Origin of the sequence: Alteromonas abrolhosensis, from assembly GCF_001953635.1 — a bacterium.
GTDB classification, from domain to species: domain Bacteria; phylum Pseudomonadota; class Gammaproteobacteria; order Enterobacterales; family Alteromonadaceae; genus Alteromonas; species Alteromonas abrolhosensis.
Genome location: NZ_MEJH01000007.1, coordinates 242773 through 258702, shown reverse-complemented (window position 1 = coordinate 258702; position 15930 = coordinate 242773). Strand labels below are relative to the sequence as shown.

Sequence of the window (15930 nt, the reverse complement as noted above, 5' to 3'; positions counted from 1 at the left end):
AAGCATGGCAGAAATTGAAACGCTTGATTCAAACGTGGTCTACGAGAATAAATGGCTGCGTGTAAGAGAAGATAAAATACGACGCAGCAGCGGAAACGAAGGTATTTATGGTGTAGTGGAAAAGCCGGACTTTGCCATTATTTTACCTATCGAAGGTAATACGGTTTTCATGGTCGAGCAATATCGCTACACCATAAAAGAGAGACAGCTTGAGCTGCCTCAAGGCGCTTGGGAGAGTAGCCCAGATGCCGATCCTATGGAACTTGCAAAAGGTGAACTTAAGGAAGAAACAGGGCTAACTGCCAGTACGATGGAGTACGTGGGTTTTCAATACTTAGCGTATGGCTTTTGCAATCAGGGTTATCACATCTACGTAGCTAAAGGATTAACACAGGGCAAGCAAAAATTAGATATTGAAGAGGAAGATTTACGGGTCATACCACTTCAATTGGATGAATTAAAAGAGAAAATAATAAACGGAGAGATAAAAGACGCAAGCACGTGTAACGCAGTGGGTTTAGCCATGTTAAAAGGGTTTATTTAAACACCCTGTTACAATTTGCTAACTGTTTTTTTCTTTCTGACAAGATAGGGTTTACAGTCCTAACTATTATTCATTTTTTAAAGAGATATTCATGGCGTTCAAAGGAAGTTTTACCATTACTCAATGGGACGAAGACACTCTCAGTGAAAGATCAGAGGGAATTAAGGTTTCTCACGCCAGCATAAAACAAACATACACTGGTGATATGAGTGGTGAGTCGAGCGTCGAGTTTTTGATGTCCTATCAATCTCAGATGTCAGCTAAGTTTACGGGGTTTGAAACTTTCATCGGTGTGGTAGATGGCATGCGTGGCACCGTTACTTTTCAACATGATGGTAAATTCGAAAGCGGTATCGCTAGTAGTGAATTCGTTTCCATTGACGGGGCGGCTACAGGGGAATTGGCGGGCAAATTACTTCGAGGTAGCTTCACATCAGGTGAGTCGGGAAAAGCGGATTACATAATAGAAGTCGTCTCACGCTAAACAGCCATTACGCCTTTGTTTGCAAAGGTTGTTTCTGTAAGTAAAAAAAACGGCGCCGGAGGCGCCGTTAAAAGTTGGGAAACAAACCAAGAAACTAATTATTAATTCTCAAGTAGACGAGAACCAATTTCTATTTGACGAGGCTTCTTGGATTCAGGAATGACTCGCTCCATATCGATATGTAACAGGCCGTTTTCCATATCTGCAGCTAACACTTTTACATGGTCGCCAAGTTGGAATTTACGCTCAAAGTTGCGCTCTGAGATGCCTTTATGTAAGAACTTACGCTCTTCACTCTCTTTATTTTCTGCTTCCGCTTTTTTCGTACCAGTAATTGTCAATGTGTTCTCTTCAACCTGAATTGAGACATCGTCTTTACTGAAGCCCGCTATCGCCATGGTTACGCGATATTTATCATCGCCAAGTAACTCGATGTTGTACGGCGGATAAGTGCTTTGCTTTTCTGCACGAGATGCTGCATCAATTAGTGATGCTAGGTGATCAGAACCAATGAATGAACGGTAAAGTGGAGATAGATCGATAGTACGCATAGTCATATCCTCAAAATTAAGCAATATGTTTAAAATTTAAATGCCCCGACTTTGCGGCGGCGGTTTTGTCGACCTGACCTTTCAGCGCCGACAAAACAGATATAGGAATGGCACAAATACTTTTCAAGAAAGAAATTTCATTTTTCTTCAAAAAAAATGAGTATTTTTTGTAAGTATTTGATTGTTATTTGTTTTATGCGATAAAAATTTTCTTAAAAAAGAGTGGTTGGGAGTAGCCACCGCGAAAGGACAATGCAAAAAACCTTGCAAACTATACGTGTATGCGATGTTTTTTATAAAACATTTAGCAATTGTTTAACCAATTCAATTGTTTATAAATGCTACAATTATTGTCAACAAATGTCTTACCACTTTTATTTGTAAAATTTCAAACATGAAGAAAGAAGTTATAGTTCTAAACTGCGGCAGCTCATCAGTAAAGTTCGCGATAATTGATGCCGAAACAGGTGAAACTGGCCTGTCTGGTATCGCTGAAGCATTAGGTAATAGTGATGCAAGTTTGTCTTTTAAGTTAAATGGCAATAAAGAAAAGCGCGCATTACCTGTGAAGGCAGGACACACCGAAGCATTAAATGCTATATCAGAGGTTATTGCTAGCACTGGTGTACAGCCAATAGCTATCGGGCATCGCGTAGTACACGGGGGCGAAAAATTTAAACAAGCGGCACTTGTCGACGAAAGCGTGTTAAAAGCAATCGAAGATTATGCGAGCATGGCTCCGCTGCACAACATGGCTAACTTAAAAGGAATTATAACGGCGCAAGAGGCGTATCCAGACCTGCCTCATGTAGCGGTTTTTGACACCTCTTTCTTCCAAACTTTACCAAAAAAAGCATTTATTTATGCTTTACCCATGTCCCTTTATCGCGAGCACGGGATAAGACGCTACGGATTTCACGGTACCAGCCATAAATTCATCCTTGATAGCATGGCGAAAATCCTCGAAAAACCAGTTTCAGAGACCAGCATCATCAGCGCCCATTTAGGTAATGGCTGTAGTGTGTCAGCAATTGAAAAAGGACAAGCAGTAGATACGAGTCTTGGTTTTATTCCATTAGAAGGTTTAGTTATGGGCACTCGATGCGGAGACTTAGATCCAAGTCTACCGGGTACCTTACAGAAGAAGCTTGGCAAAACCGTTGATGAGATAAGCGATTTACTAAATAAACAGTCGGGACTTCTTGGTATTTCTGAATTAAGCAACGATTGTAGAACTCTTGAAGATGCTGCAGGTGAAGGTCACGAAGGTGCATTATTGGCTATTGAGATTTTTTGCTATCGCTTAGCTAAATACATTGCAGGTTATATGGTATCGGTTCCTACTTTAGACGCTATTGTTTTCACTGGCGGAATTGGTGAAAACTCGTCGCTTATTCGAGAAACGACTATGGGATACTTCGCTCACTTTGGTATTCGCCTGGATGAGCAAAGAAACACCGACGCGCGTTTTGGTCAAGGTGGAAAGATTTCTACTGATACAGCGTCAACGGCTGTTTATGTTGTTCCGACCAATGAAGAATGGGTAATTGCCGCAGAAGCTGCAACTTTCGCGTAAATTGAACTAGTAACGCCAAGCGTTAGCAAAAGCAGGAGTATCTATGTCTCGCAGAATTATGTTGATCCCCGTGGGCACCAGTGTGGGCCTAACTACGGTCAGCATGGGCCTTGTTCGTGCTATTGAAGAACAAGGTATAAAGCTCAACTTTTACAAGCCTGTGGCACAGCCGCGAAGAGGCGACAATGGTGAAGAGCGCTCTACGGCAATTATTTCCCATCATGCCAGTGTTACGCCCATCACGCCTTTCGGTCTTGAATACGTAGAGCGGATGATCAGCAATGACAACACCGATGAACTGTTAGAGGAAATTATCGAACGGTTTGAAAAAAATAGCGTTCAAGAGGCGGTGACCGTTATTGAAGGGTTGGTGACAACCCGTCATCATCCTTATGCTGAGCGTCTGAATTTAGAAATTAGCCGGGCACTTGACGCCGACATCGTCTTCGTGGCTGTGCCGGGTAACGACTCGACGACAGATATAAACCATCGCCTTGAAATTGTTGTAGATACCTATGGTGGTCATAAAAGTCAGAAAGTAGTGGGCTGTATCTTTAACAAGGTTAATGCGCCTTTCGATGAGCATGGTCGTCTTCGAGCGGATATCGGCGCAATTGAAGCCCCTGAACACGACGAAGAGCGAACACAGGCGTTACGCGGACTTCCTATTTTTAAGAAGGGATTGAGCCTCCTAGGCAACATCGACTGGAGTGCTGATTTAGTGTCTCCCCGCGCGACCGATGTAGCGAAGCATCTCAATGCTAGCTTAATCAATGAAGGCGAATTGGCTGAGAGGCGCTTAAGCAGCGTGACGTTTTGTGCGCGAGAAATTCACAATATGACGCATACCCTAAAGCCAGGTGCACTACTGGTAATGTCGGGTGATCGCGGCGACGTGTTTGTTTCGTGCTGTTTGGCCGCGTTAAACGGAACCAAATTAGGTGCGCTTTTGCTTACTGGTGGCTATCAGCCGGATGAAAACATCATGGCGTTATGTCGCCAAGCCATGGAAACGGGCTTACCAGTTATGTTGGTAAACTCCAATACCTGGCAGACAGCTCAAGCGCTCCACGCATTTAACCAAGAAGTGCCAGTGGACGACAGTCAGCGCATTGAAAAGGTGATGGTTCACACCGCGGAAAGTTTAGATGCGAGCTGGGTAAATTCACTTACCCAAAAAGTAACACGTCAGAAAAAGCTTTCTCCATCAGCCTTTCGTTTTTACCTGACAAATCGTGCACGACAGGTTAACAAGCGCATAGTTCTTCCTGAAGGCAACGAGCCTAGAACTGTGGTAGCCGCCTCTATCTGCGCTAAGCGTGGACTTGCACGACCTGTACTGCTAGGTGACGAGACCGAAATTAGACGAGTAGCCGAGCAGCAAGGGGTAGTATTAAGTGAGGGCGTTGAAATTCTATCGCCATCAGCCATTAAAAAGGATTATGTTGAAGGTTTGGTAGCGCTTCGTGGCCACAAAGGTGTTACTGAAGTGGTCGCCCGAGAGTTATTAGAAGACAATGTCACCCTTGGCACTATGATGCTTCAACAAGGCGATGTAGATGGATTAGTATCGGGCGCGGTAAATACAACTGCTAATACTATACGCCCGGCGCTACAGCTAATAAAGACAGCCGAGAATGCGTCTTTGGTGTCTTCTGTATTTTTCATGCTATTGCCCGATCAGGTTTTGGTTTATGGCGACTGTGCGATTAACCCTGACCCGGACGCGAAACAGCTGGCAGATATTGCTATTCAATCTGCGGAATCTGCACAAATGTTTGGCATTGAACCGAGGGTTGCGATGATTAGCTACAGCACTGGTTCGTCAGGTGCAGGCAGTGACGTAGAAAAGGTGAGAGAAGCGACCAAAATTGCGCAGAGCCTTCGCCCTGATTTACTTATTGATGGGCCACTTCAATACGATGCTGCGGCTATTGAAAGTGTGGGTAAGAGCAAAGCGCCTAATAGCCCTGTTGCAGGCAAAGCAAACGTATTTGTTTTTCCAGACCTCAATACCGGAAATACCACTTACAAAGCGGTACAGCGTAGTTTCGATTTAGTGTGTATTGGCCCAATGCTGCAAGGTATGAGAAAGCCCGTTAACGATTTGAGTCGTGGCGCATTGGTTGACGATATTGTATTTACGATTGCGCTTACAGCAATACAAGCTGCAGGCAATGTATAACGTGCAATTTAACGGGGTAACCTACCTGTCAGTGGTAAGGTAGTTACTGTTAATAAAACGGCGCTATTTCACACGAAGTTAGCGCCGTTTTTTATTTCTGAGTCTGATGTAGTGTGAAGTATTGTTAAGCTATTAACCTCGCGAAGTAATTATCCTCTGCTCTGTGCTGCAAGCTACAATCTATGAACTACAAGCTAAAATATTTGTAGCGACCATTCATTACATGGCGTACTGCTTCACAATCTGTCCATCTTTCATAACAAAGCCCACTTTCTCCATCAGGCTCATATCATCCAGTGGGTTGCCGGGCACTGCGACGATATCTGCCAGCTTACCTTTATCCAAACTGCCAAGCGTAGCTTCTTGTTTCAGTAAGCGGGCAGGGTTAATTGTAGCAGCTTGAATAGCCTGAATGGGGGTCATACCGAATTTCACCATTCTGGCAAACTGCTTAGGATTATCACCGTGTGGGTAAACCCCTGCATCAGAACCAAATACCATATTCACTCCGGCTTTCACTGCCTTCTCAAAGTTTTCCCGCTGAGTTTTGCCCACAATACGTTCTTTATTCAGGCTTTCCTCTAAAATACCGGCTTTCTCACCTTCGCCCAGAATATATTCAGTTACGTAAATATCCATAGAGAAGTAGGTGCCGTTCTTTTTCGCTAACTCTATTGCTTCGTCATCAAGCAAACTTACGTGCTCTACTGAATCTACACCGGCTTTAATTGCTGCTTTAATGCCATTAGTGCCATGAGCATGAGTCGCTACAGTCAAACCACGCAAATGGGCTTCATCAATAAGGGCTTTCATTTCTTCGAATGTGTACTGCTGTGCACCTACTTTTGTGCCTTTAGACAAAACGCCACCTGTAGCACAGAATTTGATTACGGTAGCGCCGTACTTAATATTTCGACGTACTTTTTTGCGCACTTCCCACGGGCCATCGGCAACACCTTCGCTGTAATTGTCATACTCATAGGGTAAAAGATTGCTGTCACAATGGCCGCCAGTTACGCCTAGGCTTGGCCCAGCTACAAACATGCGCGGTCCTTCGACATCGCCTGCGTTGATGGCGTCTCTTAACGCAACGTCAGCAAAACCAGGCGCACCCACATTGCGCACAGTGGTAAAGCCTGCATCTAACGTTGCTTTAGCGTGCTTAACACCTGTAATAGCCGCGCGGGGCAGTGATACCTCTAAACGCTTGTACCCGTGACGTGTTGCATCGCTGGTTAAATGTACGTGCATATCCATTAAGCCAGGCATTAACGTGGCATTGCCTAAGTCTATACGTGTTGCTTCATTTGGTAGCGCAAGGTCTTTAAGTCGACCTGAAGCGGTAATAACATTGTCTGTCACAATAACAGCCGCCTGCTGTACAACTTTTCCGTTAGTGACATCTATCATACGGTCAGCAGTTATTACGGTTGTCTCTGCTACAACAGCAGTAGAGCAAACAATGGCGGTAATAGAGAAGGTGAGTAGTTTTTTTGAAAAAAGAGAAACCCAGTTCACAAGCATTTCCTTAACTAGGGCGCATTGACCATTTGCTTAAGCAGTGAAGTCAATACGACCTACATTGAGTTAGTATTATTATTAAGTGTTATGTTAAGAGTACGCTGACCTTTTACTGGTATTTTTGATTCCGCTTAAGATACAACGCACAAATAAATAGCATAATTACTATAAACCAAACGCCCAACTCTTGAAGATGGTAATACGGTGTAAACCCGCTGGTTGCGATAACTGGCGCTGAAATGTTGCCTTCCATGAATTGAGGCAGACGAGTTGTAATCACACCTTTGTGGTCTATGAAGGCAGTAATCCCGTTGTTTGTTGCTCTAACGACAGGGCGCCCTAACTCAAGGGCGCGCATTTGTGCAATCTGCAAATGCTGAGCAGGCCCATGTGAGTGACCAAACCACGCATCATTACTCACGGTTATGATCATGTCGGTATTTTCATATACATTTGCCATCACTTGGTGAGGAAACGCAATCTCGAAACAGATAGCGGGCGCAAGGTGAATGCCATTAGCTTCAAGGTTTGCCTGTTGATAATCACCACGAGAAAAGGATGACATCGGGAGGTCGAACAAGGGAGCGAGCGGGCGAAGCCAGTCTTCAAAAGGCACAAATTCGCCCACAGGCAAAAGGTGGTGCTTAGAAAATCGGTTATTGTGGAAATATTGATAGTCGGGATAAGCGGCATCTGGCGTGCGCTTGCCAAGTACAATAAGATTGTTCCACGCTTCGTCTGTTTCCCAGTTATAGTTAACAATACCGGTAATAAGGGCGGTGTTTTCTTGGAAGGCTCTTTCGTTGACTTTAGCAAGATAAGGTTGGGCCAATGGTTCTAACTTGGGAACGGCGGCTTCAGGCCAAATGATAAGGTCGTTATCCCATAAGCTTTCAGTTAATTTCCAGTAGGTGTCCATGGTAGGACCATCTTGCTCTGGCACCCATCGCAAACTTTGCGCGATATTGCCCTGGGCCATCCCTATGGAGTAGGTTGTTTTAGGCGTAACCCAAGTGTGTTGCTTAAGAAGGTAACCGCTGGTAAATAAACACAGCGCCACCAATATGGCGTTCGCAAAAGTGCGCTTGTTGTGTATTAGTGCAAACAAGCTGGCGCTAACGACGATAAGGGCGCTTATTCCCGTTTCCCCGATGATTGGCGCAAAGCCAGACAGCGGACTTTCTAGCTGACTATAGCCTAAAGATAACCATGGAAAGCCGGTTAGCATCCAGCTTCTTAGCCATTCAGCTGCAACCCAGAAAAGAGGCAGTGTCATTGGCCACAAATGGGGGGAGAAATACTTGGCAGTTAGCTTGGTTGCTAGCGCAGGATAGAGCGATAAATAGCCGCATAGTAACGCCATAACTCCGATAGATGCTGCAATGGGAAGCCCGCCAAAATCGGCAATGCTCACATGAACCCAGCTTATTCCTGCTCCAAACCATCCCGCACCAAATAACCATCCCCCTAGAAATGGGCGATGTTTAAGCTTTATGACCTGACGTATAGCCAGTGCTACCGCAGGAATAGTTAAAAGCCACATGTTAAAGGGAGCGAAAGCTAGCGTTAAACTTGCGCCGCTTAACAAAAGGAGTAGGTGGGGAATAAACCGTTTCAGCATAGGAGTCATCTGATCGTGGTTAATAGGATTGTTATGACAACACAGGGGGAGCAGGTTCAAACCCGCGCCGCCCTGTGCTGAAACAGAAGTCTTGTTGGCTAATTCACTATTCTAGTGAAGGCACTGAAACTTTAAGCTGTATAAGTCGGCGTTTATCACAGTTAGTCACTTTAAACTGAATGTCGCCAATGGTGATTTCATCATTGGTTTCAGGCATATGACCAAATGCTTTTAGCACGATGCCGCCAATGGTGTCGGCTTCCTCTTCGCTAAACTTGGTTTCAAAGAATTCGTTAAAATCGTCAACTGGCGTTAAGGCTTTGACAGAGTAAGTCGACTTATTTAACGGGCGAATATCATCGGTACCATCTTCTTCCGTATCATATTCGTCTTCAATTTCACCCACGATAATTTCAAGGATATCTTCGATGGTAACCAGACCAGACACACCGCCGTATTCGTCCACAACAATGGCCATATGGTAGCGTTGCTGGCGAAATTCTTTGAGCAGAACGTCCACGCGTTTACTTTCTGGAACAATGACCGCTGGGCGAAGAATATCGCGAAGGTTAAATTCTTTTTCCGCGTTAAATGCAAAAGCCAAAAGGTCTTTTGCTAATAAGATACCTTCAATGTGGTCTTTATCTTCGCTGATAACGGGAAAGCGGGAGTGGGCTGATTCAAGCATAACGGGTAAAAATTCTTCTACCTTTTGCTCTACATCAATGGTGGTCATTTGAGCGCGAGGGATCATGATATCCCTTACTTTCATTTCATTTACCCCAATTACCCCTTCAATCATTTCGCGGGTTTGTGGGTCTATGATTTCGTTCTGTTCAGCATCAGTAATAACCGATACTAACTCTTCTTTACTTCTCGGCTCGCCAGAAATTGAATTTTTTAGTTTATCTAACCAACTCTTGCCTGATGAGCCGTTGGTAGAGTGAGGATTATCGTCGCTCATAATGTCCGTTTAATTGTTAGTTCAACGCCAACGTTAAAATGGTTCTTGCTGGTCGTCAATGTTTTATTGTTATTAAGTGTTAAAGTTCTTATATAACAACTGTTTATAGTGAATTGTTAATCGTTAACTTCGTAGGGGTTCGCAATGCCAAGGGTCGCAAGTATATCGATTTCTTTACCCTCCATTTCCTCGGCTTCCACATCATCAATATGGTCGTAACCCATTAAATGCAATAGCCCATGGACAGTCATGTGAGCATAGTGATCGCTCACTTCTTTTTGCTGCTCATTTGCTTCACGGCTAATTACGGGGGCGCAAATAACCAAATCGCCTAACAAGTTAATATCTATGCCTGGAGGTGCTTCAAAAGGAAACGACAAAACGTTCGTCGGTTTATCTTTTCCTCGGTATTCACGGTTAAGGCTCTGACTTTCTGCTTCATCAGTAAAGCGAATGGTCACTTCTTGCTCTGTTAACCCTTCGTACGTGAGCACGGCGTTAGCCCAAAGCTCAAGCTCTGAAGGTGAGGGAATGGCCGACAAAATAGCCTCGTCACCTTCAAACGCTTGCTGTACATCAATTATGGCGCTCACGATGCGTTGTCGTCTTTCGTTTGTGTCGCGTTATCGTCTTGCGAAGCCTGTTCACGTTGAAGTCGCAACGCTTCTTCTTTACGTGCTTTGCGAAGACGCTCTTGTTCAGCATCGTGCACTTCGTATGCTCTTACAATACGCGCAACCACAGGGTGGCGGACCACGTCTTCAGCGTTAAAGAAGTTAAATGAAATGTCGTCCACTTCACTTAACACTTCAATAGCATGACGAAGACCTGATTTTGCACCGCGAGGTAAGTCTACCTGCGTGATGTCACCGGTGATCACCGCTTTTGAATTAAAGCCAATACGGGTCAAGAACATTTTCATTTGCTCTACTGTAGTGTTTTGACTTTCATCCAGAATAATAAAGGCGTCGTTCAGCGTCCGACCGCGCATATAGGCAAGCGGCGCAACTTCAATGACGTTGCGTTCCATAAGCTTTTCTACTTTCTCGAAGCCCAACATTTCAAAAAGAGCGTCGTAAAGCGGACGCAAGTAAGGGTCAACTTTTTGCGAAAGATCCCCTGGCAGGAAACCTAGCTTTTCGCCGGCTTCTACCGCGGGGCGGGTAAGCAATATACGGCGAATTTCTTGACGCTCTAGTGCATCGACAGCAGCCGCTACGGCGAGGTAAGTTTTCCCTGTACCGGCAGGCCCAATCCCAAACGTAATATCGTGGTTTACAATGTTTGCCACATATTGCGCTTGGTTAGGGTTACGAGGCTTAATAACACCACGCTTGGTCTTAATATTCACTTCTTTACCATAGCCGCCAGTTGCGTCTTTCTCGATGACGCGGGCTTCTTGGATGGCAAGGTGAACTTGTTCTGCTTCAAGCTCAGGAATGCGGCCTTTGATAGGCTGAGTTTCTATATAAAGAAGCTTAAGTAATTCGCTAGCGCTTTTTATTTGCTGCGGTTCGCCCAACACCTTGAACGCGTTGCTTCGGTAGGTAATTTCTACCCCTAACCTGCGTTCAATTTGCTTAATGTTGTCGTCGAAAGGGCCACATAAACTCGACAAACGTTTGCTATCTGCCGGTTCTAAATCAAATTCGTTACTAACCAATGTACTCAAGCTGCTTTTTTCCTCGCTTAAAAATGTATTTAGGCTGGGTTAAATTGACCCACACCAAGTTCATCTGGCAAATCTGCCTGATGCTTTGCCATGATAGATTGGGGCGAAACGGCTACACGCAAGCCCATTTCACTTTCTCTTCTCACAACTTCACCACGTAGTGAGTTGGTAAACACATCTGTGATGTTTACGTCAACGAATTCGCCAATCATGTCGGGCGTACCTTCGAAGTTCACCACACGGTTATTTTCAGTACGTCCAGAAAGCTCCATTGGGTTTTTCTTTGACGGACCTTCAACCAAAATTCGCTGCTCTGTACCAACCATGTGACGAGCAATACGCAGTGCTTGTTGCGTAATACGCTGCTGCAGAAGGTGAAGACGCTGCTTCTTCGTTTCTTCGCTTACATCATCTACTGCGTCGGCAGCCGGTGTACCGGGGCGAGCACTATAAATAAAGCTGAAGCTTAGGTCGTAATCAACAGCCTGAATTAAATCCATAGTGGCTTCAAAATCGGCATCGGTCTCACCTGGGAAACCAATGATGAAGTCGCTCGACAAACTAATGTTTGGACGAATTTTCTTCAACTTACGCATTTTAGACTTGTATTCAATTGCCGTATGCCCACGTTTCATCAGGTTCAAAATACGGTCAGAGCCGCTTTGAACAGGTAGGTGAAGGTGGTCCACTAGCTCTGGGATAGACGCGTATGCTTCTATGATATCGTCAGTAAATTCAACCGGATGAGAAGTGGTGTAACGAATCCTATCGATGCCGTCGATGGCGGCAACCAATTCAAGCAGCTCAGAGAAGCGACAAATCGTACCGTCGTAATTCTCACCGCGGTACGCGTTAACGTTTTGACCTAGAAGGTTTACTTCACGTACGCCTTGACCTGCAAGCTGCGCAATTTCAAGCAATACGTCGTCAACAGGACGGCTTACTTCTTCACCACGAGTGTAAGGCACTACGCAGAAAGTACAGTATTTTGAACAGCCCTCCATGATTGAAACAAACGCCGTTGGGCCTTCAGCACGAGGCTCAGGCAGGCGATCAAACTTTTCAATTTCCGGGAAGCTCACGTCAATCACTGATTTTGCGCCGCCCTGAAGTTGATTAATCATTTCAGGTAAACGATGCAGTGTTTGTGGGCCAAATACTAAGTCTACAAACGGCGCGCGCTGACGAATAGTGTCGCCTTCTTGAGAGGCTACACAGCCGCCTACACCGATTATAAGTTCAGGCTTATCTTGCTTAAGTGTCTTCCAACGGCCTAGCTGGTGGAACACCTTTTCCTGTGCTTTTTCACGAATTGAGCATGTGTTAAGCAAGATAACATCGGCTTCTTCAGCACTTTCTGCAGCACTGTAGCCATGCGTTGAGTCTAGTAAGTCTGCCATTTTTTCCGAGTCGTACTCGTTCATTTGGCAGCCCCAGGTTTTGATATACAGCTTTTTAGTCATAACAACTATTCGATAACCTGTTAATGTTCCTGTAAGTGAGAGCAGTATTACCTTCGTTTGTGAAAGGTGACCGCCAGAGTGTTATTTTGCCTGCGGCACTTAAATTGCCCCGCGCAAAAATCACTGGAAATGTCAGTTACAGGAAGATGTTCAAAATAGCCGCATATTTTACCTGTTATGCAAACATATTCCCAGTATCTTACGACGATTCGTTAATAATTGATCTGGGGCAAGCCACTTATACGTTTTACTTCACAGCGCTTCGCATTTTAAGACATAATGCAAGTGCGTGTTTTAAGGAGAATAAATGTTCGATTTTTGTATAAATGGCGGCGGAATGGTGGGGGCTACATTAGCGCTGGGGCTTGCTCAGCAGCAATTCAAGGTCGCCGTCATTGAGCCTTATTTACCGGCACCTTTTAAGCCTGAGGATGGCCCGGACTTAAGGGTTTCAGCTATCAGCGAAGCATCGGTGACGCTGTTAAAAGCGCTTGGTGCTTGGGAACACATTGCCGCCATGCGCGTTAAACCTTACACCGGCCTTAGTGTATGGGACGATCCTTCCCATCGAACAGACTTTACCGCACACAGTATCGACATGCCCCAATTAGGCTACTTTGTGGAAAATCGATTGTTGCAACTGGGGTGCCACAAGGCGTTAACGCGGTTTGATAATGTTGAGATCATCAGTGGTCAAAAGGTTGAAGGTATTCGTTTAACCACTACTGCTAACGTCAACCTCTCGAACGGCAGAACTTTAGAAGCTAAATGGCTCGTAGGCGCAGACGGCGCAAACTCTCAGGTAAGAAAAGCTGCAGGAATAGGCACAACGGGTTGGCAATATGCACAGCAGGCGATGGGCATCACCATTAAAATGGAGAACGCCGTTGAACCTATAACATGGCAGCAATTTACATCGAGCGGCCCGAAAGCGTTTCTGCCAATGTTCGACAATTACGCCTCACTTGTGTGGTACGACACGCCCGATGAACTTAAGCGAATAAAAAGCTTAAAACCTAGTCAGCTTGAAAGCGAAATACTTAAAACGTTCCCCGAGGAATTAACCAAAGGCAAAAATAGCTTTTCGGTTATCGATAAAGCGATTTTTCCGCTTACGCGTTCTCATGCTATTCACTATGTTAAAGGCTGTTGCGTGTTAATTGGTGATGCAGCACACACCATCAACCCGCTTGCCGGGCAGGGCGTTAATTTAGGCTTTAAAGACGTAGAAGCATTCCTTTCTGTTTCTTCTAATTTCAAAACCAACTCTACAGCAAACGATTTGCTAACTGACGGTGCATTTTCTCACATGCTTTTCAGTAATTATGAAAGGCCTCGAAAGCGAGATAACTTGATGATGATGACTGCAATGGATGGCTTCTATACCTTGTTTAGTAATGACGTTGCCCCCATAAAATGGATTAGAAACCAACTTCTTTCTGTGGCGCAGCGCATAGAGCCTGCCAAACAAGAAGTGCTTAAATATGCGATAGGGTTGCGATAATGGAAGTGTTAATTTTACTAGCGGTGTTGTTTGGTGCTTTAGCCTTAATTGTACCGCTGATTGAACGCTCTAAAATGCGTATCAGCAATGAAGATGCAGCGAAATGGGCTAAGTGGATTTGGCCTTTAATGGGGATTTTACTTATCGCACAGTTGTTGCGTTTGATGTTCTCTTAACCGTAAATAAACTAATGCGTTTGTTGTGGCCATTGCCCTTTTAAGTCAATCATTACTTTGTCAATCATCTGAATAGTTGCTTGATTTTCGTCTTGCAGTAGGGCAAACGCTCGTAAGCCAACGAACTGATTTTGAAGCCACTCTGCGGCTGTTGACGTTGGCGTATATTCTGGCAGCTCACCTTTTTCGATACAGGCTTCAATAATATTGTTAAAACCAGCCTTGAGGGTTTGCATGCTCTCAAGTACCGCTTTTTTGGCAATATCACCAATGAGTTCTAATTCTGCAATAGACTTAACTAGCAAGCACTGGCGCATATAGCGCTGCTCATCAGGCCCAGTTAAGGCAGCTTCGAAAAAGCTTCTTAGCGCAGTAAAGGGGGAATCAGCCTGCGCCACTTGTTTTAGGCGCCTCGCACTGTTTTCAGCATAATGTTCAACAACAAGTTTGAATAAACCTTCTTTACTCTGGAAGCGGGCGTAAATACTTCCGGGGCGCATGTCCAAAGCTTGCTGGATATCGCGCATACCTGCAGCCTGAAAGCCCCGCTGCCAAAAAAGCGTTGTTGCTCTCTCTATAATGTCATCGTGGTCATATTTCATTGCTGCATACCTTATATGTCAATATTTTGAACATGTGTTCAATTGTCGCTTGAACGATCGTTCAAGTAAACCTATTATTGTTACTAACACGAGGTGAGGGGCGCATAGCAATACTCACAGTTTCAGTTCACATCAATAGGAGAGTCATATGAGCGATTTTACTTTACATACGAAAGAGACGGCGCCAGCAGCAGCGAAGCCTCTACTTGATAATTCAAAAGCGGCGTTTGGTATGATTCCAAATCTACATGCAGTAATGGCAGAAGCGCCGACGCTATTGGAAGGTTATCAGGTGCTACACAAGCTAGCGCAAGAAACATCGTTTAACGCAGAAGAGTTGACGGTTGTATGGCAGACCGTGAATGTTGAGCATGCCTGTCATTACTGCGTGCCTGCGCACACGGGTATTGCTAAAAGTATGAAAGTGCGCGATGACTTGATTGAAGAGTTACGTAATGATGAAGCACTGTCTGATAGCAAATTGAATACACTAAAAGACACCGTTCTTGCTTTAACTCGCGGGCGAGGAAATGTTGATAGTGCACAGCTAGATGCATTTTACAGTGCGGGTTACAGGCATCAGCAGCTTTTAGAGATCATTCTTATTTTGGCGCAAAAAGTGATGAGTAATTACACCAACCACTTGGCCGAAACACCGGTTGACGAGCCTTTCAAGAAGTTTGAGTGGTCGCCGAAATAAGCATTAACCCATTTTTTCAAACGGAAGCTAAGCTTCCGTTTTTTCCTTCGGGCTCACGCGTAAGCGCGCAAGTTCACAGATACTGAGCAGCAGAACGCTAAATAGCGTGTAAATTAATAGCGCAGCCAACATTATTCTAATCCAGGTAAAATTCAGTTTTTAGGATGCTAAAGGCAGCTGAGGACTCAATTCTTCTACGGTTTCTATGGCAACTAGCTCTTCATAGCCCTTTTGCTGCAACAGTACTTTCAAGTCTTCACGATTGCTGCACTTATTCTGTTTTGCGATAGCTACCGCTTCAATAAAACACGATAGATGCGCTATAGATTGTGTTTGTGTCATGGTTTACTTCACTTTATTTAAACGT

General features: G+C 44.7%; 16 protein-coding genes. 7 read left to right on the top strand and 9 right to left on the bottom strand.

The window, feature by feature from the left end:
- Positions 1-4: 4 nt before the first annotated feature.
- Both BGK61_RS12715 and BGK61_RS12710 read left to right on the top strand, forming a co-directional pair.
- A complete protein-coding gene (locus BGK61_RS12715; protein WP_014997945.1) occupies positions 5-544 on the top strand; it encodes an NUDIX domain-containing protein in 540 nt (179 codons plus the stop codon).
- Positions 545-635: 91 nt separating this feature from the next.
- Positions 636-1028, top strand: coding sequence for a DUF3224 domain-containing protein (locus BGK61_RS12710; protein WP_014997946.1), 393 nt, complete (start codon positions 636-638; stop codon positions 1026-1028).
- 101 nt (positions 1029-1129) lie between these two features.
- On the opposite strand, the gene BGK61_RS12705 is transcribed toward BGK61_RS12710, so the two are convergent.
- Positions 1130-1579 (bottom strand): Hsp20 family protein, encoded by a 450-nt coding sequence (locus BGK61_RS12705; protein WP_076012433.1) that lies wholly within the window; start codon positions 1577-1579, stop codon positions 1130-1132.
- Positions 1580-1973: 394 nt separating this feature from the next.
- On the opposite strand from BGK61_RS12705, the gene BGK61_RS12700 reads away from it, so the two are divergent.
- Both BGK61_RS12700 and pta read left to right on the top strand, forming a co-directional pair.
- Positions 1974-3155: an acetate/propionate family kinase gene (locus BGK61_RS12700; protein WP_014997948.1), complete on the top strand. Its 1182-nt coding sequence runs from the start codon at positions 1974-1976 to the stop codon at positions 3153-3155.
- A gap of 43 nt (positions 3156-3198) precedes the next feature.
- Positions 3199-5340, top strand: coding sequence for a phosphate acetyltransferase (pta, locus tag BGK61_RS12695; RefSeq protein ID WP_014997949.1), 2142 nt, complete (start codon positions 3199-3201; stop codon positions 5338-5340).
- Positions 5341-5559: 219 nt separating this feature from the next.
- Here the strand turns inward: pta and BGK61_RS12690 are convergent, their stop codons facing one another.
- From BGK61_RS12690 to miaB, 6 genes are all read right to left on the bottom strand, one after another.
- Entirely contained in the window at positions 5560-6858 is a 1299-nt protein-coding gene (locus BGK61_RS12690) for a Xaa-Pro dipeptidase (RefSeq protein ID WP_083653883.1), read from the bottom strand.
- 112 nt (positions 6859-6970) lie between these two features.
- Entirely contained in the window at positions 6971-8482 is a 1512-nt protein-coding gene (gene lnt / locus BGK61_RS12685) for an apolipoprotein N-acyltransferase (protein WP_076011877.1), read from the bottom strand.
- Between the two features lie 106 nt (positions 8483-8588).
- Positions 8589-9446, bottom strand: a complete 858-nt coding sequence (gene corC / locus BGK61_RS12680) for a CNNM family magnesium/cobalt transport protein CorC (protein WP_014997952.1) — start codon at positions 9444-9446, stop codon at positions 8589-8591.
- A 116-nt stretch (positions 9447-9562) separates the two neighbouring features.
- The gene (gene ybeY / locus BGK61_RS12675; RefSeq protein WP_076011876.1) at positions 9563-10039 is read right to left on the bottom strand and encodes an rRNA maturation RNase YbeY; all 477 of its coding nucleotides are present in this window, start codon (positions 10037-10039) and stop codon (positions 9563-9565) included.
- A complete protein-coding gene (locus BGK61_RS12670) occupies positions 10036-11118 on the bottom strand; it encodes a PhoH family protein (protein ID WP_076011875.1) in 1083 nt (360 codons plus the stop codon). Before BGK61_RS12670 ends, ybeY begins: the two co-directional genes overlap by 4 nt.
- A 29-nt stretch (positions 11119-11147) precedes the next feature.
- Positions 11148-12581 carry a tRNA (N6-isopentenyl adenosine(37)-C2)-methylthiotransferase MiaB gene (miaB, locus tag BGK61_RS12665; protein WP_014948994.1) on the bottom strand — a complete coding sequence of 478 codons (1434 nt, stop codon included), beginning with the start codon at positions 12579-12581 and terminating at the stop codon, positions 11148-11150.
- Between the two features lie 307 nt (positions 12582-12888).
- Between miaB and BGK61_RS12660 the strand changes: the two genes are divergently transcribed.
- Both BGK61_RS12660 and BGK61_RS19615 read left to right on the top strand, forming a co-directional pair.
- Positions 12889-14085, top strand: coding sequence for an FAD-dependent monooxygenase (locus tag BGK61_RS12660; protein ID WP_076011874.1), 1197 nt, complete (start codon positions 12889-12891; stop codon positions 14083-14085).
- Entirely contained in the window at positions 14085-14261 is a 177-nt protein-coding gene (locus BGK61_RS19615) for a hypothetical protein (protein WP_014997957.1), read from the top strand. The genes BGK61_RS12660 and BGK61_RS19615 overlap by 1 nt, the downstream gene beginning before the upstream one ends.
- A gap of 11 nt (positions 14262-14272) precedes the next feature.
- On the opposite strand, the gene BGK61_RS12655 is transcribed toward BGK61_RS19615, so the two are convergent.
- The gene (locus tag BGK61_RS12655) at positions 14273-14863 is read right to left on the bottom strand and encodes a TetR/AcrR family transcriptional regulator (RefSeq protein ID WP_076011873.1); all 591 of its coding nucleotides are present in this window, start codon (positions 14861-14863) and stop codon (positions 14273-14275) included.
- Positions 14864-15011: 148 nt separating this feature from the next.
- Between BGK61_RS12655 and BGK61_RS12650 the strand changes: the two genes are divergently transcribed.
- A complete protein-coding gene (locus BGK61_RS12650) occupies positions 15012-15563 on the top strand; it encodes a carboxymuconolactone decarboxylase family protein (protein ID WP_014997959.1) in 552 nt (183 codons plus the stop codon).
- 159 nt (positions 15564-15722) lie between these two features.
- Here BGK61_RS12650 and BGK61_RS12645 read toward each other — a convergent pair whose 3' ends face one another.
- The gene (locus BGK61_RS12645; protein ID WP_014997960.1) at positions 15723-15905 is read right to left on the bottom strand and encodes a hypothetical protein; all 183 of its coding nucleotides are present in this window, start codon (positions 15903-15905) and stop codon (positions 15723-15725) included.
- Positions 15906-15930: the final 25 nt, after the last annotated feature.

What these genes read in the sequence shown, in the direction of transcription:
- BGK61_RS12715 (WP_014997945.1), top strand. Translation starts at nt 5, where the DNA reads ATGGCAGAAATTGAAACGCTTGATTCAAACGTGGTCTACGAGAATAAA.
- BGK61_RS12710 (WP_014997946.1), top strand. Translation starts at nt 636, where the DNA reads ATGGCGTTCAAAGGAAGTTTTACCATTACTCAATGGGACGAAGACACT.
- BGK61_RS12705 (WP_076012433.1), bottom strand. Translation starts at nt 1,579, where the DNA reads ATGCGTACTATCGATCTATCTCCACTTTACCGTTCATTCATTGGTTCT.
- BGK61_RS12700 (WP_014997948.1), top strand. Translation starts at nt 1,974, where the DNA reads ATGAAGAAAGAAGTTATAGTTCTAAACTGCGGCAGCTCATCAGTAAAG.
- pta (WP_014997949.1), top strand. Translation starts at nt 3,199, where the DNA reads ATGTCTCGCAGAATTATGTTGATCCCCGTGGGCACCAGTGTGGGCCTA.
- lnt (WP_076011877.1), bottom strand. Translation starts at nt 8,482, where the DNA reads ATGCTGAAACGGTTTATTCCCCACCTACTCCTTTTGTTAAGCGGCGCA.
- corC (WP_014997952.1), bottom strand. Translation starts at nt 9,446, where the DNA reads ATGAGCGACGATAATCCTCACTCTACCAACGGCTCATCAGGCAAGAGT.
- miaB (WP_014948994.1), bottom strand. Translation starts at nt 12,581, where the DNA reads ATGACTAAAAAGCTGTATATCAAAACCTGGGGCTGCCAAATGAACGAG.
- BGK61_RS12660 (WP_076011874.1), top strand. Translation starts at nt 12,889, where the DNA reads ATGTTCGATTTTTGTATAAATGGCGGCGGAATGGTGGGGGCTACATTA.
- BGK61_RS19615 (WP_014997957.1), top strand. Translation starts at nt 14,085, where the DNA reads ATGGAAGTGTTAATTTTACTAGCGGTGTTGTTTGGTGCTTTAGCCTTA.
- BGK61_RS12655 (WP_076011873.1), bottom strand. Translation starts at nt 14,863, where the DNA reads ATGAAATATGACCACGATGACATTATAGAGAGAGCAACAACGCTTTTT.
- BGK61_RS12650 (WP_014997959.1), top strand. Translation starts at nt 15,012, where the DNA reads ATGAGCGATTTTACTTTACATACGAAAGAGACGGCGCCAGCAGCAGCG.
- BGK61_RS12645 (WP_014997960.1), bottom strand. Translation starts at nt 15,905, where the DNA reads ATGACACAAACACAATCTATAGCGCATCTATCGTGTTTTATTGAAGCG.